General features: G+C 62.5%; 18 protein-coding genes and 3 pseudogenes. 12 read left to right on the top strand and 9 right to left on the bottom strand.

Translation table 11 applies throughout. The annotated features are described in order from the left end of the window. A partial coding sequence (locus DDF70_RS29895; RefSeq protein ID WP_205772497.1) for a transposase occupies positions 1-638 on the top strand: 638 nt, incomplete at its 5' end. Positions 639-1,121: 483 nt separating this feature from the next. Further along, positions 1,122-1,580, top strand: a pseudogene (locus DDF70_RS29885) (IS5 family transposase); the annotation flags it as partial. 204 nt (positions 1,581-1,784) lie between these two features. Here DDF70_RS29885 and DDF70_RS29880 read toward each other — a convergent pair. Both DDF70_RS29880 and DDF70_RS29875 read right to left on the bottom strand, forming a co-directional pair. Then, positions 1,785-2,804: pseudogene (locus tag DDF70_RS29880) on the bottom strand (amino acid ABC transporter substrate-binding protein). A gap of 194 nt (positions 2,805-2,998) precedes the next feature. Then, positions 2,999-4,759, bottom strand: coding sequence for an adenylate/guanylate cyclase domain-containing protein (locus tag DDF70_RS29875; protein ID WP_114948325.1), 1,761 nt, complete (start codon positions 4,757-4,759; stop codon positions 2,999-3,001). A gap of 521 nt (positions 4,760-5,280) precedes the next feature. On the opposite strand from DDF70_RS29875, the gene DDF70_RS29865 reads away from it, so the two are divergent. Genes DDF70_RS29865 through DDF70_RS29855 form a run of 3 tightly spaced genes read left to right on the top strand, consistent with a single transcriptional unit; the run spans position 5,281 to position 8,208 of the window. Then, a complete protein-coding gene (locus DDF70_RS29865) occupies positions 5,281-5,631 on the top strand; it encodes a HigA family addiction module antitoxin (RefSeq protein ID WP_114948323.1) in 351 nt (116 codons plus the stop codon). Continuing rightward, entirely contained in the window at positions 5,621-7,117 is a 1,497-nt protein-coding gene (locus DDF70_RS29860; RefSeq protein WP_114948329.1) for an ATPase domain-containing protein, read from the top strand. Before DDF70_RS29865 ends, DDF70_RS29860 begins: the two co-directional genes overlap by 11 nt. A 2-nt stretch (positions 7,118-7,119) precedes the next feature. After that, positions 7,120-8,208 (top strand): sensor histidine kinase, encoded by a 1,089-nt coding sequence (locus tag DDF70_RS29855; RefSeq protein ID WP_114948322.1) that lies wholly within the window; start codon positions 7,120-7,122, stop codon positions 8,206-8,208. Between the two features lie 541 nt (positions 8,209-8,749). On the opposite strand, the gene DDF70_RS29845 is transcribed toward DDF70_RS29855, so the two are convergent. The 7 genes and pseudogenes from DDF70_RS29845 to DDF70_RS29820 all read right to left on the bottom strand — a co-directional run bounded on the left by DDF70_RS29845 (position 8,750) and on the right by DDF70_RS29820 (position 13,365). Continuing rightward, the gene (locus DDF70_RS29845; RefSeq protein ID WP_425374133.1) at positions 8,750-9,199 is read right to left on the bottom strand and encodes a DUF1003 domain-containing protein; all 450 of its coding nucleotides are present in this window, start codon (positions 9,197-9,199) and stop codon (positions 8,750-8,752) included. Further along, a complete protein-coding gene (locus DDF70_RS29840) occupies positions 9,130-9,744 on the bottom strand; it encodes an IS630 family transposase (RefSeq protein WP_245435696.1) in 615 nt (204 codons plus the stop codon). The genes DDF70_RS29845 and DDF70_RS29840 overlap by 70 nt, the downstream gene beginning before the upstream one ends. Continuing rightward, positions 9,702-10,244, bottom strand: a complete 543-nt coding sequence (locus DDF70_RS29835) for a helix-turn-helix domain-containing protein (RefSeq protein ID WP_114948319.1) — start codon at positions 10,242-10,244, stop codon at positions 9,702-9,704. The genes DDF70_RS29840 and DDF70_RS29835 overlap by 43 nt, the downstream gene beginning before the upstream one ends. Before the next feature lie 60 nt (positions 10,245-10,304). Next, positions 10,305-10,538 (bottom strand): annotated as a pseudogene (locus DDF70_RS29830) (DUF1003 domain-containing protein); the annotation flags it as partial. A gap of 157 nt (positions 10,539-10,695) precedes the next feature. Further along, entirely contained in the window at positions 10,696-11,700 is a 1,005-nt protein-coding gene (locus tag DDF70_RS29825) for a Bug family tripartite tricarboxylate transporter substrate binding protein (RefSeq protein WP_114948317.1), read from the bottom strand. 72 nt (positions 11,701-11,772) lie between these two features. Then, positions 11,773-12,102 (bottom strand): hypothetical protein, encoded by a 330-nt coding sequence (locus DDF70_RS37095; RefSeq protein WP_162820775.1) that lies wholly within the window; start codon positions 12,100-12,102, stop codon positions 11,773-11,775. 897 nt (positions 12,103-12,999) lie between these two features. Next, on the bottom strand, positions 13,000-13,365 hold the full coding sequence (locus DDF70_RS29820) for a hypothetical protein (RefSeq protein WP_162820774.1): 366 nt from the start codon (positions 13,363-13,365) through the stop codon (positions 13,000-13,002). 913 nt (positions 13,366-14,278) lie between these two features. On the opposite strand from DDF70_RS29820, the gene DDF70_RS29815 reads away from it, so the two are divergent. From DDF70_RS29815 to DDF70_RS29790, 7 genes are all read left to right on the top strand, one after another. Further along, entirely contained in the window at positions 14,279-15,334 is a 1,056-nt protein-coding gene (locus DDF70_RS29815) for an IS110 family RNA-guided transposase (protein WP_114948315.1), read from the top strand. A 699-nt stretch (positions 15,335-16,033) separates the two neighbouring features. Further along, positions 16,034-16,177 (top strand): hypothetical protein, encoded by a 144-nt coding sequence (locus DDF70_RS37090; RefSeq protein ID WP_162820773.1) that lies wholly within the window; start codon positions 16,034-16,036, stop codon positions 16,175-16,177. A gap of 190 nt (positions 16,178-16,367) precedes the next feature. Further along, the gene (gene hpf / locus DDF70_RS29810; protein WP_114948327.1) at positions 16,368-16,805 is read left to right on the top strand and encodes a ribosome hibernation-promoting factor, HPF/YfiA family; all 438 of its coding nucleotides are present in this window, start codon (positions 16,368-16,370) and stop codon (positions 16,803-16,805) included. A gap of 740 nt (positions 16,806-17,545) precedes the next feature. Then, complete coding sequence (locus DDF70_RS29800; RefSeq protein ID WP_114948314.1) at positions 17,546-18,007, top strand: Hsp20 family protein; 462 nt, start codon at positions 17,546-17,548, stop codon at positions 18,005-18,007. Positions 18,008-18,095: 88 nt separating this feature from the next. Next, positions 18,096-18,611 carry an Hsp20/alpha crystallin family protein gene (locus DDF70_RS29795; protein ID WP_114948313.1) on the top strand — a complete coding sequence of 172 codons (516 nt, stop codon included), beginning with the start codon at positions 18,096-18,098 and terminating at the stop codon, positions 18,609-18,611. A gap of 75 nt (positions 18,612-18,686) precedes the next feature. After that, a complete protein-coding gene (locus DDF70_RS37085) occupies positions 18,687-18,995 on the top strand; it encodes a hypothetical protein (protein WP_162820772.1) in 309 nt (102 codons plus the stop codon). 62 nt (positions 18,996-19,057) lie between these two features. Next, the coding region (locus DDF70_RS29790) for a helix-turn-helix domain-containing protein (protein WP_114946241.1) at positions 19,058-19,524 on the top strand (467 nt) is incomplete at its 3' end.

Raw genomic sequence — 19,524 nt, 5'->3', positions numbered from 1 at the left:
GCACGACCAAGATCCTGACCCTGTTCCATCCCGCCTCGGGCCAGGTGCGCCTGCAGCCGGCCGAGCACTGTACGAATGCGGTGCTGCATCCCTGGCTGCGCGAGCGTCTCAGCGCGATCCTGGCGGAGTTGCCCGCCCCAGCTGTCGCCGATCCCGCTCTCACGCACGCGGCGTGGGAGGCCTGGCAGGCCGGGCTGAGCCGGTGCTTCACCTTGCCGGAGGAGGTGCCGCCGCTGCGGCTGCTGTTGGTGTGGGACAATCTTACCGGCCACAAGACTCCTGAACTGGTGCTGTGGCTGTGTGCGCATGGCGTCATGCCGCTGTACACGCCGGTCGCCGGCAGCTGGCTCAACATGGCGGAGTCGATCCAGCGCGTGCTCAAACGGCGGGCGCTCGCGGGACAGCATCCGCAGAGTTCCGACGAGATCGGGAGCTGGTTCGAGCAGACGGCACGCTGCTGGAATGCGCAGCCGACACCGTTTGTCTGGAACGGCAAGCGCCGGCAGCGGCGCCGGCGCTGCGCGACGGAGCAGATCCATCGCGTTGGCGGTTCCGGAGCCTGTACCAGCCAACCGCTGCCCCAGCCGAAATCACAGGCACCAGCAGAATGCCAGACCCGACGGCAGACGACCCACTAGCTGTGCCGCCTAATCCGACGTTCCCCGGGTAGCAGAGCTGTCCTGCCGCAAGTGAGAGCAGAATGGCCCCAATCATGCCCTTTGGGAAGAGTAGATGTGAACTCAGCGCAGGTGCACAGCACGAGCGTATAGATCGTTAGTGGCAGGTCGGGTAAGGAGGGCTGATTATGCTGACACGGATGACGGATTAAGACTGGACATTGTATTGGAGGTGTTCGCCGCTTCATGTTCGCGGCGCCAAAGGCCACAATGACCGCCGCTTCCTGGAGGCCCTTCACTATTTCACGGTTCACAACATCACCTGGCGCGCCCTGCCGCCCGAGTTCGGCAACTGGAACAGTTCTGGAAGCGGTTCTGGCGCCTGAGCCGGTCAGGTGTGTTTGATGCTTTCTTCGAGGCGCTCGCCAGCCTGAGCCGGACCGTTCACCTGGTGCAGATGTTCGACTCCACTGCCGTGAGGGCGCACGTCTCGGCAGCAGGCGCCAAAGGGGGCAGAGTGGTCAGGCTTTGGGCCGCTCGCGTTGGGACTTCTCGACCAAGATCCACCTCAAGACCGACTTTGATGGCCATCCGCTCGCGTTTCACATAACTGAAGGCCAGGCTAGCGACGGCCGAAACTTTGAGGTGCTTCTGGACATCGGACCCGACGTGGCGCCGCGCGCGGCTGTGGGTGACAAGGGATACGGCTCTCGGCCCAATCGTCAGGCGGCACGTTCGCGCGGGATCTGCCCGGTCATCCCATACAAGAGCAACGCCAAGCACCGGCCAGCTTTCTTCCCGAAGATGCTCTACGGGGGTCGAGCCCGCATCGAGCAGACCGTGGGCAAGCTGAAGCGCTTCAAGCGCGTCGCGCTCCGCTGCGAGAAGACCGCGCAGAACTACGGCTCCATCGTAGCCCTCGCACTCGGCTTCATCCTGATCAAATCCATCCGCACCGCCTAGAAAAGTCCGTTTCTGGCACGCCTGAGACCTAAGCTCGAAGGCCGCAATTCTCATCAAACCGGACGTTCCGAAAACACAGGTAATCTCGGTTCCTGGCCCGTTCCTGAGCTTCAGGCAAATAACGGGAACTTGGAGCCCGCGCAGGCATCCGCTTCTCTTCAGGCCCCGAACCGTAATGCCCTGCAGGAAAGGCCTCCTAGCGCGTTACCGCACCGGGATGCCGTATTGCAGGCCGCCCTTGGTCCATTGGGCGTTCTGGCCGCGCTTGATCTTCAGCCTGGAGCCTTCGCCGACGTTCTTCTCGAAGACCTCGCCGTAATTGCCCACGTGCTTGATGATGCGGACAGCCCAGTCGTTGGGCAGGCCGGTGGCCTCACCGAACTTGCCTTCCGTACCGAGGAGACGCTTGACCTCCGGATTGTCGGAGGCCTTCATCTGCTTGATATTGGCCTGGGTGACGTTGAGCTCCTCGGCGTTCAGCATGGCGTTGTGGGTCCAGCGGACGATATCGCCCCACTGATTGTCGCCATGGCGCACCACTGGGCCGAGCGGCTCCTTCGAGATGATCTCGGGCAGAACGATGTGATCCTACGGAGCTGAAGCCTTCTGGCGAACGGAATACAGGCCAGACATATCGTTCGTGAGGGCGTCGCAACGGCCCGCCTCGTAACTCGCGAAGACTTCGTCAGAATTGGAGAACGCGACGCCTTCGTACTTCATGCTGTTGGCACGGAAGTAGTCGGCGAGGTTCAGCTCGGTCGTGGTGCCCTGCTGGGTGCAGATCGAAGCGCCGTTCAGCTCCTTCGCGGAGGAAACGCCGAGCTTCTTGCGGACCATGAAGCCCTGGCCGTCATAGTAGTTGATGGCCGGGAAATCGAGGCCGAGCTGCGTGTCGCGCGACATGGTCGCGGTTGTCGTGCGGACCAGAACATCGACTTCGCCGGACTGGAGCGCCGTGAAGCGATCCTTGGCGGCGAGCGGAATGAAGCGGACCTTGGTAGGGTCGTCGAAGATGGCTGCAGTGATGGCGCGGCAGAAATCGACGTCGAGGCCGGTCCAGTTGCCCCGGGCGTCCGCCATACTGAACCCAGCAAGACCCGTGTTCGAGCCGCAGGTCAGGAAGCCTTTCTGCTTGACGCTGTTGAGCGTCGCCTGGGCGGACGCACCTGTGGCAAGCAGGCTCACCGTCAGGCCGAGGGCAATCCATACGAGAGCCGTTCCCATCACACCATCATCTCCAGCCCGACAGATTATGCCATGCATTTCGGCCGATCAGGTGGAGGCTGTTCTTTCCAATGCCGAGCAAGAGATGTAACGCGCTGAAGCTGGGCGGCATCGGCTGGCCTTCTGGCAGGTCGCATCAGCATGAGGTCCGATGAGATCCCCAATTGCCGTGACGGCCAGTGAGATCATCAAGTTCACTCCGGGAGACCAGCCTGTTTTAGCCCCTCACATAGGCGATCGATGACCTCTGGGCTGAACGGAGGAGCGGCTTTCACTGCTGTCACCGTCAGACCAGGGTACGTTGTGAGAAGCCGTTGGACGCAGACCTCCGCCTCCTGTTGCCTGCCGCTCAAGGCATAGGATGCCGCCAGAAACCGGTTGATCCAGGCCGCTCTTGGATGAGCAAGACGGGCTTTCTCAAGCCACGTGACAGCCTCCGGATAGCGGCCAGCCACGAAGTGAGCATCCCCAATGCCAGCATAGGAGTTGAAAACCATGGGATCAAATGGGCTCAGACGGATTGCCCTCTCGAAGTGATCAATCCCGGTTCTTGGATCATCGCGGAACGTGTGAAGCCACCCGCTGCGGTTCCATGCCCAAGCAGAGTTCGGATCGAGCGTCAGCGCCTTATCCAGCAAGTAGAGCGCGGCCTGGAACTCGCGGGTGATCGTGTGAGCGGCCCCAAGTACGGTCAGAACAAATGGGTCGTCGGATGCCAAACCTGCGGCTAACTGCGCTTTCTCCAACGCATCACGTTTGTCGCTCTCAGGGTTCGTTGACCAATTGTAGATGACCCGTTGTCCGCTACACCAGGACGCGAGGGACAGGGCCAGAGGATAGACCGGGTCGAGCTTCAGCGCCTGATCGAGCAGACGGGTTGCAACCCGATTGGACGTAGCGTCCAAGGACCAGACATGGGGCAGGGCCTGCATGACCAGATCGTATGCATTCAGGCTGTCTGGCCGCTTACGGTGAGCTCGTTCGATCTCGGCCGCCCGGATCGAGGGCTGGATCGCGCCCACAACACTGGCCGTGATGCGGTCCTGCAACTCGAAGATGTCGTCGACCATGCCATCATAGCGATCCGCCCAGAGGTGCGCCCCGGTTGTCGCGTCGATCAGCTGCGCCGTGATACGCACCTTGTCACGACTGCGGCGGACGCTGCCCTCAAGCACATAGCGGACGCCGAGGTCCCGGCTCACCTGCTGCACGTTCACAGCCTTTCCCTTGTACGTGAAGGTCGAGTTCCGGGCGATGACAAAGAAGGAACGGATCCGCGACAGGGCTGCAATGATGTCCTCCGAGAGGCCATCGGCCAGAAACTCGCCATCGCGGCTCTCGCTCATGTAGTCGAACGGCAGAACCGCAATCGACGGCCGCTCTGGAATGGGTGGGCTTGTTTGCGGTGCGGCCCCGTTGCCGTCAAAGAGGCTGTAGACCCGAACCGGCTTGGCGATATTCTTGACCAACCGCTCGCCCTGATCCCGGAAGGGGTAGGGCAGCTTGTCCCGGACCTCCTCGTAAACCTTGGCTGAGACGCAAACGGCTCCTGGCTGCGCCAGCTGCTCCAGGCGGGCTGCGATATTCACCCCGTCGCCATAGATGTCCCCGTCCTCCTCGAAAATGATCTCCCCAAGATTGATCCCGATCCGAAGCTGAAGCGGACGAGGAGTTTTGTCCGTAGCTCGTGATGCAAGATCCTCCTGCATCTCGACAGCACATTGAACGGCCTCGGTCGGACTGCTGAACTCCACCAGGAATCCATCGCCGGTCGTCTTCACGACCCGCCCGTGATGCTCGACGGCCTTGGGCTCGATGATGTCCCGGCGCAGGCTCTTGACCTGAGTGAGCGTGCCTTCTTCATCCTCGCCCATGAGCTGAGAGAAGCCCACTACGTCAGCGGCAAGGATCGCTGCCAGACGTCGTTGGACCTTTGGCTTGCCGGAGCCGCTCATGTCCGTAACCCCCGACGGGAGACCCGATGGTGCGTCTTTGCTGCGGCTTCGTCCAGAGCCAGAGGATCCACCAAGCTGAACTTCCCCGCACGCCACATCTCAAGCCCTCAACGCTCTGGCCAGATCGAACCGACCCTGCATGTCATTGTTCAGCGCTTGAGAGGCGACGCCAAACTCCTGAAGGTGACGCCCAAGGCTATTGACCTGATGTTGATGCAGTTGGGAGGTGCCCTGCCGAGGGAGCTTACAGGGCGTGGGGGATCATCTAACGAATGGAAGACCGCCGGCAGCCTGCCCCGACACGGAGCCAAAGGCAGGTACCGGCTGCTAAGCAGACTCTCTCACTGCCAAGCTGAATGACTCAGATTGACCCCATGCCGACCTTTCCACCGCGCGTGGTGAGGGACGAGCGGACATTCCTGAAGGATTTGATGGAGCAATCATATTTAGAGCAGCGGCAGCCCTTGTTTTCGGCGCCCTGTCACCCATAACGCTACAGTTGGCTTAACCAAGGTACGCGTATGACCCGCTCCCGAGACGCTCTACCGGCGCCTCCACCCCATCCGGGGTGGATCCTGCGTGACCGGGTACTGCCTGGCCTTGGTCTCTCCGTCAGCCAGGCGGCCCGGGAGCTTCGCGTCGCGCGGCAGACCCTCCACAAGGTTCTCGCCGGCACCGCGGCGGTCAGTCCCGAGATGGCCACGCGTCTGGCTCGTCTCTCGGGCACGACACCGCACTTCTGGCTTGACCGCCAGCAACAGTACGACCTCTGGCATGCCGAGCAGGCGCTGGCGGGCGTTCTCGGGCTGATCCCAGCTCACACGCTTCCTGCCGCACTTCAAAAAGAGATTGGACTTCGTCATGAGCGCTAAGCCTCAACCCTCCCCGAAAGCGCGGACCGGGGTTGCGGGGCTGGACGAGATCCTCGTCGGCGGCTTGTCCCCTGGACACGTCTATCTCCTGGAGGGAAGCCCCGGCACTGGCAAGACCACCATCGCGCTCCAGTTCCTGCTCGAAGGAGCCAGGAGTGGAGAAGTCGGGCTCTACATCACCATGTCGGAGACCGAGCAGGAGCTGCGGGATGGTGCGGCCTCGCATGGCTGGGCCATCGGCGACGGTGTTCAGGTGTTCGAACTCGTGCCGCCCGAGAACCTTCTCGACGACGAGCACCAACAGAGCCTGCTCTACTCGTCCGATCTTGAACTCGGGGAGACCACCAAGGCGGTATTCGAGGCGATCGACCGAGCCCGGCCGGTCCGGATCGTCATCGACAGCCTGTCCGAGATCCGGCTCCTGGCGCAAAGCTCCCTGCGCTACCGCCGTCAGATCCTGGCGATGAAGCACTACTTCGCGAAGCAGGGCGCGACAGTGCTGCTGCTGGATGACCTGACCACCGACACGAACGACAAGACCGTTCACAGCCTGGCCCATGGCGTCATTCGTCTGGAAGAGCTTACGCCAGGCTACGGAGCCGAGCGCCGCCGCCTGCGCGTGATCAAGTACCGCGGTCAGTCGTTCCGGGGCGGCTTCCACGACTTCGTCATTGCCGAAGGTGGCGTCCGGGTCTTCCCGCGTTTGATCTCCAGCGAGCACAAGACGGGCTTTGCCCGCAACGTACTCACCAGCGGCATCGCTGAGCTCGATGCCCTCCTGGGCGGCGGCATTGAGCAGGGCTCCAGCACGCTGGTGATGGGTCCGGCCGGCGCGGGTAAATCCCTTCTGGCCGTGCAGTTCGCGGTCTCGGCCGCCAAACGTGGGGAAAGGGCAGCGCTGTTCATCTTCGACGAGGAGCTTGGTCTCCTGATCGACCGGACCAAGCTGATGGGCATTGATCTCGACGCGTTGTGCGCCAGCGGCAATCTGTTCATCGAGCAGGTCGATGCCGCCGAGCTCTCGCCCGGGGAGTTCACAGACCGAGTGCGCTCCAGGGTTGATCGCCATGGGGTGAAGACCATCGTGATCGACGGCCTCAATGGCTATCAGGCGGCCATGCCGGAGGAGCAGTTTCTCATTCTGCATATTCACGAACTGCTGCAATACCTCAACCGGCAGGGCGCTTCGACCTTCCTCACGGTGGCGCAGCACGGGCTTGTCGGCGACATGAAGTCTCCCGTCGACATCACCTACCTGGCCGACACCGTGATCCTGCTGCGCTACTTCGAGGCCTTTGGCCAGGTTCGGCGCGCGATCTCGATCATCAAGAAGCGATTCGGCACGCATGAGAACACGATCCGCGAGATCCGGATCGACAGCCGGGGCATTGCGGTCGGAGAGCCTCTGGCAGGGTTCCAGGGTGTTCTGCGCGGCACACCGGTCTTTGCCGAAGGCCACCGTGACCGGCTGCTCGAAGACCGTTGAGTATGAGCGACAATCTTCAATCCCGTTCGGAGCGGGCGCTCATCCTGGCCCCGCTAGGGCGGGATGCGGCTGTTGCGGCGGATATCCTGCACGCCGCGGGGATCGCGGCCGAGATCTGCTCCGACCTGTCAACACTGGTGCGCGAGATCGAGCAAGGTGCCGGCTTTGCTCTGGTCACAGACGAGGCTTTTCGCACCGCCGATCTGAGGGAGCTGTCCCAGTGGCTCTCGGATCAACCGCCGTGGTCTGACTTCGCCTTCGTGCTCCTCACGCGCCGCGGCGGTGGGGTGGAGCGCAATCCGGCCCTGGCGCGTCTGTCCGAGGTCCTCGGCAACGTCGTCTTTCTCGAACGCCCGTTTCATGCCGGCACGCTGGTGAGCGTCGCCCGCTCCGCCTTGCGGGGACGGCTTCGGCAATATGAGGCACGATCACGCCTGGAGGATCTGCACGAAGGTGAGGAGCGGCTGAGAGCGGCGCTCGACAAGGAGCGGCGCGCCGCCGAGCATCAGAGGGTCCTCATCAATGAGTTGAACCATCGGGTGAAGAACACGCTCGCCACCGTACAATCCATTTCAGCCCAGACCCTGCGCACGGCAGACACGAAAGCGGATGCAAGCGAGGCTTTGGAGATGCGTTTGCTGGCTTTGTCGAGAGCCCATGACGTGCTTACCCGCGAGAGCTGGGAGGGCGCCGATCTGGTCGAAGTGGTTGCAAATGCTCTCAAGCCTTACGAAATTCCAGGAGAGAGCCGCTTTCACATCAAAGGTCCCCATGTGCGGGTCACGCCCCGCATGTCGCTGGCCCTGGCCATGGCGCTGCATGAATTAGCGACCAACGCAGTGAAGTACGGCGCTTTGTCCAACAAGACCGGCACCATTGAGGTGTCATGGGATCTGCAAAACGGAACCGCGCCACCGCGGTTGGCCCTGCGCTGGACGGAGACCGGGGGACCGCCCGTGGCCGCTCCGAGCCGGCGGGGCTTCGGGTCGCGTCTCATCGAACGCACTCTCGCGCAGGACCTGGATGGTCAGGTGGCGATCGCCTTTCCTTCCGCCGGCGTCGTATGCACTGTCGAAGCTCCTGTGGCGTAGAGCTTGGGCTACGATCTGGACCCAATACAAGGATCCGGTCCCGCGTATCGGTTGTCGACAAAGGCCACTCTGAAGAACTTGCAACGAGGGACAGCATGCTGGTCCTCGATCAGGAGGACGACGCCACTGTCTCCGGCCTTCGGCTTCTCAGGCTGCTTGGGGGTGGTCGAGCGCATGCTCCCCAACGCCACTGGCGGACCGTGCTCCTCGGTCTTCGGACAGGCTAAACGAGCCTTGTTGACACCCACAAGCGGGTCAGCTCACCTCGCTTGTACGGCCGAGCCTCGTGGCGAGGAGCAGGCGTCCTGTTGAAGTGAGGCGCGCCCAAGCCCCATCCATCTCAACGAGTCCACCTGCCGAGGCAACACCAAAGCTGACCAGCAAGGCCCGCATACGCAGGCGTGGTTGTTGCGCCGCCTGGAAGGATGGGCTTGCCAGATTATGCCAATGGCCATCGCCGACAGTCTTGAGGGCTGGCAGAGATAGCCAGATGACCACAGTCTGCTTGAGCCCCCTCATAGAATCCCTCCATCAAGACGGATCAGCGCCGCTCCGGCTCGGTTTCCTCGATCTCGTCGAGCACCGCTTCAGGGGCGATGTCCTGCTTGATCTCCTCCAACTCGGCATCGGCGTTCGAGCTGACGCCCATCTTGTCCGCCATGGCCGAAACCAGGGTGGCGAGCTTGGTGACCTCATGCTCGGCCAGGAGGCTGATCTGAAGGTCGAGATCGGCCCGCTTGTCGGCGGCGGCCTGCATGCGGTTCTGGCTGATCAGCACGAAGGTGGAGAGGAAGATCGCCTCGACGGAAGCCCACATGGCCAGCACCACGAAGGACTCGTCCCATTTGGGCACTCCGGGAACCCAGCCCAGATTGGCGATGATCCAGAAGCCGAAGATGGCTAAGTGGTGCATCCGGTAGGTCATGCGGCCCTCGGCAGCAGGGCGACGCCGGGGGAGCGGCGGGGCCGATGGCGGCGGCGCTGGCCCCAGACGAAGGGATGGCGGTGTGCATTCCAGTAGATCGTCGAGCGGCGGATCGCATCGACGATCTCGTCCCAGGTCTCGAAGCGCCGGCCTGCTAACGCCAGCGAGCGCAGGATCTTCCACCACGGCTCGATCAGGTTGAGATGGGCGGCATACTTAGGCTGGAACACCATCTCCCAGCGCGGATGCGCCAGCAGGAACAGCAGCACGTCGGTCGTGCGATGGGAACTCAGGTTGTCCATGATCGCGTAGATCCGCTGGGTCGTGTGCGGGATCCAGCTCTCGACGTGCTCCAGGAAGTCGACCCAATGCGCGCCACCCCGTCCGGGATAGGGATGCGTGAAGGCTTCTCCCGTGGCCGGACAAAACGCCCCGAAGATGTAGCCTTTGGCGCGGCGGCCATAGTCGATCTCCTGCTTCGCCCGCTCGGCTGGTCGCGTCTTTGTTTGCACCAACGCCCGACCTGCATAGCTCTTGGCGCTGACCGGTCCCATTTCGTCGAGGCAGACTACACAACTGCCCGCAGGTGGCTTGGTGTAGAGCGTTTCGATCGCCCCCTTTTTTTCGCGAACGCCGGATCGACCCGCTCGCCGAACCAGGTCTCGTGGTTGCGCCAGCGCAAGCCCTCGTGGAGCAGGATCTCGTCGATTCGGCTGCGCTGCATCGCGATGCCCTTCTCCTCGTGCAGGTAGGCCGCCAGTCGGTCGAGCGTCCAAGCGGCAAAGGGCAACCCGAGTATCTGAGGCTTAGTCAGCGCACACGCGATCACGGTGGCGGTTTGCTCAGGCGGATAGGTGGGCGGGCGGCCTGAGCGATCCCGGTCCTTGAGGGCTTCCAAGCCTTCCGCATTGAAGCGATGGATGCGCTTGCGCACCGTCTCACCATCAAGGCCCACGCGAGCTGCAATCGCCGAGGCGTTCTCGCCGCATCTGGCGCGCCAGATGATTTGCGCACGCTGTACGCGTTGGGCAGGGGCCGTGTGGGAGTGGGCCAACTTTTGGACCGCCGCACATTCCGCGGGGGTCAAGTCCCGTAAGCAGACCGATGCCATGGTCGCCTCCACCGGCAGGTCAGAAAGGGGCTGCCATTATACCCCGCAACCTGCCGGATGCACCACTAAGTGGATGTAGACGAACAGCATGCTGCCGGTGAAGCGGGTGATGGCCTCGGCAATCTTCTCCTGCGTGGTCGCCTCGGCCTCCTCCCTGCGCCGGCGATCCTTGAGAGACTGAATGTTCCGTTCGAGGACTGGGCTAAGCCCAGTGGGTTGCGGCGGGGGGAACGTGGGGCTTCGCCGAGCAGTCGGGTTGGCCGGAGTATTCCAATGTGATGCCTTTGGAGCCATGCGTTGCTCTCCATGCATGCCCCGAAAACTCATCAGGACTGCCGGCGGAGAACCCTGGCGGTGAGCCAATTTTCCGCGCTGGAGGTGGGTGCTGTGACGCAGCTCCTGGCGATGACTCGCCGCCAGGAGGCTTTCTTTTGGATGGGACGCTTTCCCGTCAATCGATCTGGACGCCGGCTTCCTTCACGACCGGGGTCCATTTGGCGATCTCCGCTTTGACGTGCTCGCCCAAGGCCTCAGGCGTCGACCCAACCACCGTGGCGCTGAAGGTCTTCAGCCGCTCCTGCACGGCTGGATCCTTGACAGCCTTGATCGCTTCGGCGTTCAGCCGGTCGACGATCTCCCTTGGAGTCTTGGGCGGGGCGAACAGGGCGTTCCAGGTGTAGGTCTCATAGCCCGCAAGCCCACCTTCGGCGATGGTCGGCATGTCCGGGAAGGACGGGGCGCGTTCCTTGGTGGTCACGGCAATGCCGCGCAGGGTGCCGGCGCGAATAAATTCGGAGGCCGACGGTAGATTGTCGAACATGATCGGCACTTGGCCGGCCACCACATCGTTCAGAGCTGGACCTGAGCCGCGATAGGCGATGTGCTGCATCGAGACCTTGGCCATGCTCTTGAACAGCTCGCCGGAGAGATGCAGCGGCGTACCGACGCCCGAGGACGCGTAATTGTATTTCGACGGATCGGCCTTCAGTAACGCGATCAGCTCCGGGACTGTCTTGGCCGGCAGGCTCGGATGGACCACCAGCACGTTGGGCACGATCACGAGCAACGACACGGGTGCGAAATCCGTCACCGCATCGTAAGGCTTGCGCTTGAGCATGAGCGGGTTGAGCGCATGGGTGGCCACAGTGCCCATCAGGATCGTGTAGCCGTCGGGCTCGGCCTTGGCGACCCGGGCCGCGCCCGTGCTGCCGCCGGCGCCCGCCACATTCTCCACGATCACCTGCTGGCCCAGACCCTCGGACATCTTCTGCGCAATGATGCGAGCGACCACGTCCGTCGAGCCCCCGGCTGCGAAAGGCACGACCATGGTGACCGGGCGGGTCGGGAAGGTCTGGGCGGCGGCGGTGGCCAGGCTCAGGGCCGCTCCGGCCAGGAGGACGCCGCCGGCGAGAAGGGCTTGGCGTCGGGTTGGTGTGGTCACGATCAAGTCTCCCATGGTGCGAGGTTGGCTGCAACGATGCGGCCCATTGCCGTCTCACATAGCCAGAACGTGATCCAGGTCCATGGCTCAGAAACCTGAGCGGTATTGAACGATGCCATAAAGCGGGTAAGAGAGGCCAGGTACAAACCCAAGGAGGTAAAAGTGTTCGACAGATTGCTCGGCGATGAACCCACCCATGATCCGGCCGTCCGGTCGGGGCGTATGATCGGGAATATCGTCGGTATCCCTCTCTATCCCGTTCTTGCCTGGGTTGCGATGCAGGGACTTTTCTAAAGCAATGTGGGAATGTGTGCGGGTTGTCCGGAACTCGTCGTCGCCGACCGTGAGCCGATTGAATTGAGGATCATCTCCAGTTTCGACGGTGGCCGGTGGAAGGAATCCGAAACTCGACGGCACGTTTCTACTCTCGCAACCTTCCTAAGCACATAGGCGCACTTCTGTCGGGACAGGTCATCAATGACGCCTTGGAAGTGTGGGATGGATAGGTTGGCATGTATGCTCCCCCTATGGCCCGGAAACGTCTCGAAATAGCACTCCTGAGACATTGTCTTAAGGGTAGCAATCCTCACGCAACCGGACGTTCCCAAGAGTTCGGGAATTTCCTTGGGTGACCCAGAACTGCCATTTGCCCACTCTGCCAGAATGATGGAACATCGGCTCCCAAGAGATAATCCTTCTGCGGGGCTACCAGGCAGCGGGCTAGGAGCGCAGGATCGCCCCTCGTCACACTCCCGCTGTGACGGACACCATTGGGAGGGTCTCCAATGCCACGTCCGCAGACCATCAGAACCCTGCGTTCCATCAGCCTTACATTCGTGGCCGCGGTCGGGCTCGGCATTACAGGGATGTCCGCGGTCGCCGCCTCTCCAGAGGACGAGATTGCCCGCCTCAACCGAGTTCGTGCCAATCTGTTCGAGGAGCTTGTAAGGACGCGGGCCGAAGCAGCTTCTGCGCGTGCTGAACTGGAAGCAGCCATCAAGGCGCGCGATGCCGCCGAGGCCGAACTCGCCCGTCTCAAAGCGGAGGCCAGCACTCAACCCGCCAACTCCGGACCGAGCGCCGAGACGAAAGCTGAGCCGCAACAGCGTGCCACGAACGCTGCAGCCCCAGCGGTCCGCCGTCAGAGCATGCGTCCTGTGGCACCGGGAGCAACCGGATCCGCTCAAAGGGCAGCAGCGGCGAACACAGAGCCAGGTATTGTCCGACCCAGGCTCACACGGAGTGCAGTTGTGCGGCCGACCGATCAGGGTGCGCGTCAGGCATCGGCACCGATTGTCCGAGCGCAGGAATTACCTAATGTGCTGCGGTTGCAAGATCCGCGATAGTCGTCTGCCCGCGCCGATCCACCCGGCATTCGACGACACCTTGGCGGGCTTCGCGCCCGCTTGACCGCGAGTAGACGATCCCAACCTCCACCGGCGCCCGCAGACTGCTCGGGGTGCGCCGCAGTTCGCCGGCGCTGGTCGCGTCGACGCGGATGACCTGCGCGCCCAATTCACTGGCATGCGTGCGAGCCGCCGTGATCGCCGCCTGCCGACAGGTCTCGACCACCTCATTGGGTGTGCCCGGACGGTACTGGAGCTTGGGGATGACTGCCTGTTCGGCCGCGTAGCCACCGATCATTCCAGAGGCACCAAAGAGGAGAATAACCCACAGCATGTTGATCCAACAGGGCGCATCACTGCTGTCTCCATAAAGTCTGACCTTAACTGTCGGTTCCTCATCCTTGAGGATCAGCAGGGGGCCATCGGATGATGCTTTCGGATTGCCTCGCCAGCGCTGGACCATTGAGCGGCCGGGCCGAGGAACAGCTTGCGCCCGTTCACCCGCGGATGCCGTTGCGCTGCTCATTGCCGTTTCATCCAGCCCTTCCTGACGTGCCCAACTGGACCAAAGGCCTCCTCGGCTGCCGCGCAGACTCGTGCCTCCGACATCCGGGAGAGAAGGCTGCCATAGTAGGACAGTCGCTCGTCAAAGAAGCTGCTGTAGCGTCCGCCCTCTTGCCAATCAGCGGGTTGAAGATTGAGTTGTGCAAATCGGGTGCGAGCCTCTACTGGATCGATCTGCCAGGATGGGCATTTGGTGCTCAGCATCCTTGCGGCCACGAAGTCGTCTAAGGCAGCTTGCTGCGGATCTCGGGACTGAGCGCAGCTTGGGACTGGCAGAAGACCCACGGTGAGAACAAGGCCCGCACGTAAGCCCGAAAGCGAGGAGCCTCTGAAGCGTTCAAGCGAAGCGGTCGACCAGAGGCCACGAACAAGGAGTGAAGGGATGTTGCGGATTGACCGCACAGCTGCCTCCTATTCACAGGCCCTTGGGATCTGTGGTGCAACTCCTTGATGCCCTACCCGTGATCCATTGTACCACGCCCGCTGTTAAGGGCGGAGAGGCGGCGAGAACGTGTGCGGAGCCTTCGAGTTGCACAGCATGCCGGGAACCTCTGACAGCCCGATCTCCATCAGGGTTGCCCTCCTGCGCTATCGTAAGGTCTGTTAATGGGATGGTCCGGCCGTGCTTCTGCCCCGCTTGCTCGTAAGCTGTGGGGCTTCGAGCCACGCAAGGAGCACGTCTCATGTCACGGTCTTCTTCCTCTGCCGCCATTGCCACGCTCGGTATCGATCTGGGCAAGAACACGTTTCATCTCATCGGCCAGGATGAGCGCGGCGCCATCGTGCTGCGGATCAAACTCTCCCGCGCCCAGCTCACTCAGCGGCTGGCCACCATCCCACCGTGCCTGATCGGCATGGAGGCCTGCGCCGGGGCCCACCACATCGGCCGGCAACTCCAGGCGCTCGGCCATGACGTGCGGCTGATCCCGGCCCAGTACGTGAAGCCGTTTCTGAAGGGGCACAAAAACGATTATCGCGATGCCGAAGCCATCGCGGAGGCAGTGCAACGGCCCACCATGTCCTTCGTGGCGATCAAGACGCCCGAGCAGATGGATCTGCTCGCCTTGCACCGGGTGCGCTCGCGTCTGGTCAGTCAGCGCACGGGCGTGACCAATCAGATCCGCACTTTCCTGCTTGAGCGCGGCATCACCGTGCGCCAGGGGCTTGCGCCCTTGCGGCAGGCCTTGCCAGGCATCCTGGCTTCGCCCTCTGACGCCCTGTCACCGCGGATGGTTCGCCTCATCGTCGATCTGGCTGAGGATTGGCGCGGACTCGACGAGCGCATTGCCAATGTCTCGGCCGAGATCGAGGCGCTCGCTGTTCAAGATGAGCACTGTCAGCGCCTGATGAGTGTGCCCGGCGTCGGACCCGTTATCTCGTCGGCTGTCGTGGCGGCGATTGGAACGGGCGCTGGGTTCAAGCAGGGGCGGGACTTCGGGGCTTGGCTTGGGCTGGTGCCCAAGCAGGAGTCGACCGGCGACCGCATCATTCTGGGCAAGATCTCCAAACGCGGCAACAAGTACCTGCGAACGCTGTTCGTTCAAGCCGCCCACATTGTGCTGGTGCGCCGGCCGCATGGGGCCAGACTCGGCCTATGGCCATGGATCGAGGCCGCGGGCCGGAGGCTGCATCGCAACATGCTGGTGATCGCGCTCGCCAACAAGCTCGCCCGCATTGCCTGGGCGGTGCTGGCCCGCGGACATGCTTATCAGCCCAGGAATGCGTCTCAGGCGATCTGAGTCGAGCTTGCCCGCGAGCCTTTCCGGAACCGGTTCCGGTCAACCAAAGACAATGAGGGTTTGATGATGTCAGTCAGCGAATCGACGACTTTCCCGCCGAGGTCTGCGAGATGAAGGAGGAGATGGACGAACGGTCTGCCCGGCGCAACCATGAGACTGGGTGCCATGATGGCCCATTGAGGTCTTTCTGTTAGCGAGTCCTGGATGCGCGCGGATACCCATGATGGCCCGGAGCTAAAGCTCCACACAGAGGCCGAATACATTGATGCAGCTCTCACGTTCGTCAGTCTGCCAACATCATCTTGCGACGCACGGCCGGACCATACATCCTGGCACGTTCCGGAAGTAGGACGAGTGTCCGCATCTGCACGGTGTGCGGACCTTCGCGAGCCACCGCTCTAAATCACGCCTTGCAGAAAGCTGATCAAGCCCGACGGAGCTGAAACATAACTAATCAGTGGCCGCTGCCGAATTGGAGCCGGATCGGCTTGTGCCGCAGCCCCTCCTCGGTCGCCTTGTAAGGATCCTTGCCGCTTCTGCTGCGGTGATCGGGAAGGGCAGGAGGCAGTGAGTGCGCGGCGGGCATTGAGGATAGCAGGAGGGGGTAAACAAGAGCACTCTCGAAACCTGAAACTGACGATGAAGCGCTGCGTTATCAGGGCGGCACGGCGAGTATGCTGAACCTCAGGAGGTTTTGCCATGACCATGTCGGAGATCACCAACAAGCTCAAATACGACATCTCGGACGCGCTCAAGCGCGTGGCCGGCAAGCTGCCGTTCCGCAAGGACGGGCAGGGTGGCCAGTCCTCCGCAGCGAGCAACCGGTCCAGTGTGAAGAAGTAAGCCGATGCGGTGGAGCGCTTGGGTGAGCGCCCCACCCTCAGATGGGCCACCCGGGACAGCAGTGTCCGATCGCATTGGTCCAGAAATGAGGCGCGCTCCGCGTGACATCGCTGGACGCTTGCGGGCTCGCTGAAGCCTTCCCATGTCCAAAGTTGTCTTGCGCTCGAACCTTCATGGCATGGAGGAGCGAATGAAGCTGAAAGGCGTCGATCGAACCATTCTGGTGCAAAGCTCGAACATTGATCTGGGCGACGTGCTTCCCGACTACGCCCGGACAAGTATCCTGCAATTGGCAGGCAAGTACTTCGGGCATCTGAACACCGCGTCCGTGCATTTCACCCGGGAGGGCGTCACGTATCGCTGCACAGTCAACGTTCAGGTGGGAGCGTTGCGAATGATGAGCGGCGAAGCCAAGAGCACCGACATCTATGCCGCCCTCAGGCTCGCGCTTGAGAGGGTGGCCAAGCAAGTGCGGCAGGCCGAGCGGCTCGACAAGCATTTAGCTTGGATTGGACTGATGCGGCGTCATCCCACCGGCCGTCGCCCTGATTGGCTCACTCCCGGCGTGCCGCTGGCGACCGATCACGGCAGGTCCGATCAAGCGGTTGTCGAGGTGATCCGGCGTTAGCTCGGGCTTCTAGCCAAGTCCCGGCAACGGGACAGGAGCAGACTCACCTTGCCCTCCTGTCCCCGCTGAAGAAGCCGCCAGGCGGTCGGCGGGCTGGGCCTGATCAGGCTTAGATTGTTCGACCCGCCGTGGACTGTGGTATCATTCTCGCGTTCAAATCTGATTGGAGATCGGAAACATTCTCGGAGGCCAAGATGCCCAGCACCTTAGTCCCTGATGAGCGTTTGACACCAACCCACCCACTCCGGGGAGATTCGGCCACCCGCCACTCTGAAAGTCCAACGGGCAGGTCAGGGTGCCCGAGCACGTCCCAAATGCGCTATGACCTGTTCCGAAGCCGGCATGAGCCGGAGCTCTACTGCGCTGTGCCGGAGGACCGGCCTGGGCCCGCTTTTCTCAACTCCGAGTCATGGCGAGTGGCTGGTAAACTGGCCGAAGCCGACCCGATGCCCCTGGGCTTCGATCGGGAGGCCGCGCGAGTCGGGGTGCGCCTCAACGGCTACTATCTATTCGTGGCGTTCAGCCCGATCCCGGGACTGAGGTCGGGTGGGGAATTGCCCGCCATGGCCGCCTGTTCAGAGCCTGTGCCCAGTCCGTCAGGCTGGCCTGCAAGCCCTCTTGAAAACCGGAAAAACCTTTCCTAACATCAACGATGCCAAGGCTTTCGACGAGCTTGGCGGATCGGGCGCCGGTGGTGTCCGGCGCTCTTGTGGTTACGTTGCTCTTGGGAGGATGTAGCTATGAGAACAGCGTTTGATTTCTCTCCTCTGTATCGCTCCACGGTCGGCTTCGACCGGCTGTTCGATCTGATCGATCAGACGGCCCGGCAGGACGCCTCGCCCCATTGGCCGCCCTACAATGTCGAGAAGGTCGGCAATGATCAGTACCGCATCACGATGGCGGTGGCCGGCTTCTCGCCGGACGAGATCGAGATCACCCAAAAAGAGAACGTGCTGGTCGTGGCAGGCCACAAGCATCCGGAGCAGGAGAACGGACAGTTCCTGCATCGCGGCATCGCCACGCGCGCCTTCAAGCAGAGCTTCAGCCTCGCTGACTACGTAAAGGTCCGGGAGGCAAAGCTTGAGAATGGCCTGCTGACGGTCGATCTGGTGCGTGAGGTGCCGGAGGAGATGAAGCCCCGTCGCATCGAGATTGCGACCGGCGGTGGCCCAAAGACCATTGAGCACGACAAGGCCGCCTAAGAGCTTGATCAGGGGGTGAGGTCAACGCTGGTCAAGAATTGGCGCCGGCCTCACCCGCTTGGCTGAACTGAAGAAGGAGAATGACACCATGAATATGCGCGATCTCATTCCATGGGGTCGCAATCAGCAGACGACCCCGAGCCGCTATCGCGAGGAGGGTGACCCCTTCATGACCCTGCATCGCGAAATGAACCGGCTCTTCGACGACGTTTTCCGCGGCTTCGACCTGGCTCCGCTCAGCAGCATGAGCCGGACGGCGGGCTGGCCGCAGGTGGAAGTCGTCGAGAACGACAAGGATGTCCGCATCTCGGCGGAGTTGCCGGTCCTTGAGGACAAGGATGTGGAAGTCCTGATGGGCGACGGCGTTCTCACCATCCGCGGTGAGAAGAAGTCCGAGATCGAGGACAAGGAGCGCGCTTTCAGCGAGCGTTATTATGGCCGCTTCGAGCGCCGCATTCCGTTGGCCTGGGAGGTCGAGGAGGACAAGATCGACGCCAGCTTCAGAAACGGCGTTCTCACCGTCACCCTGCCGAAATCGGCCGAGAGCCGCCCGGAGGTGAAGCGTATCGCGATCAATCGTGCGGGCGACGAAACCAAGCATTAGCAACATGAGAGACGGGCCCGGGCAGGCTGGTTGGCTGCCTTGGGCCCACCCTTTGCTCAATGGAGGAAGGATACCATGGACTCAGTGCCCCTCGACCGACAACCTGCTCGTGATCCGTCAGCATCACTCTCGCCATGGGAAGCTCTCAATCGCGGTGAGGCACCCGAGGCACAAACCCTGCCGTTCAGGGCTCCACAGCAGGTTCTGATGCACCCTGGCTTGGGTGTTGGCGCGAAGCGGGCTATCCTCGCTTCCTGGGTCTCGGATGCCTGCGCGGTGGAGAACCTGCCGAACTGGCGCAAGCTGCCGGGGACGGGTGCTCTTGTGGCCCTGGACGACATCCTCGACGCCCTGCGGGCGCTCGATGGCGGCGCACTCCACTAGTGGGTCGTCTGCCGTCGGATATGGTATAGTGGCATGGTGATCCTCGTGTTGCGAGGTGCCCCATGTCGCGCCACCAGAAAGATCCACTACGCCCGCTCACCGTAGACGAGCGCAAAGAACTCACCCGCCTGAGCCGCTCCCAGAGTACCCCTGCCGCTGAAGTCGACCGTGCCCGTGCCCTGCTGGCGATTGCCGAAGGCGCCAGCTACACCGCCGCCGCCCATCTCGTCGGGCGCGGCCACAACGAGACCATCTCGGCCTGGGTCAGTCGCTTCAACCGCGAGGGCCTGGCCGCCGTGCGCCCGCACCACGGTGGCGGGCCACGGATCCGCTATGGGGCTCACGCGCAGCAGCGCATCCTGGCCGAATGGGCGCGAGCGCCGCAGCGCGAGCAGGACGGCACCGCGACCTGGTCGCTGAGCCTGCTGCAGAAGGCCTTGCGCCAAGCCCCGGACGGCCTGCCGCAGGTGAGCCGGTTCACCATCGCGCGCACCCTGCACGAGGCGGGCCTGAGCTGGCAGAAGAGCCG

The sequence above is a fragment of the Microvirga calopogonii genome (genome assembly GCF_003347665.1).
Taxonomy (GTDB): Bacteria; Pseudomonadota; Alphaproteobacteria; order Rhizobiales; family Beijerinckiaceae; genus Microvirga; species Microvirga calopogonii.
This window is presented reverse-complemented; position numbering and strand designations above follow the sequence as displayed.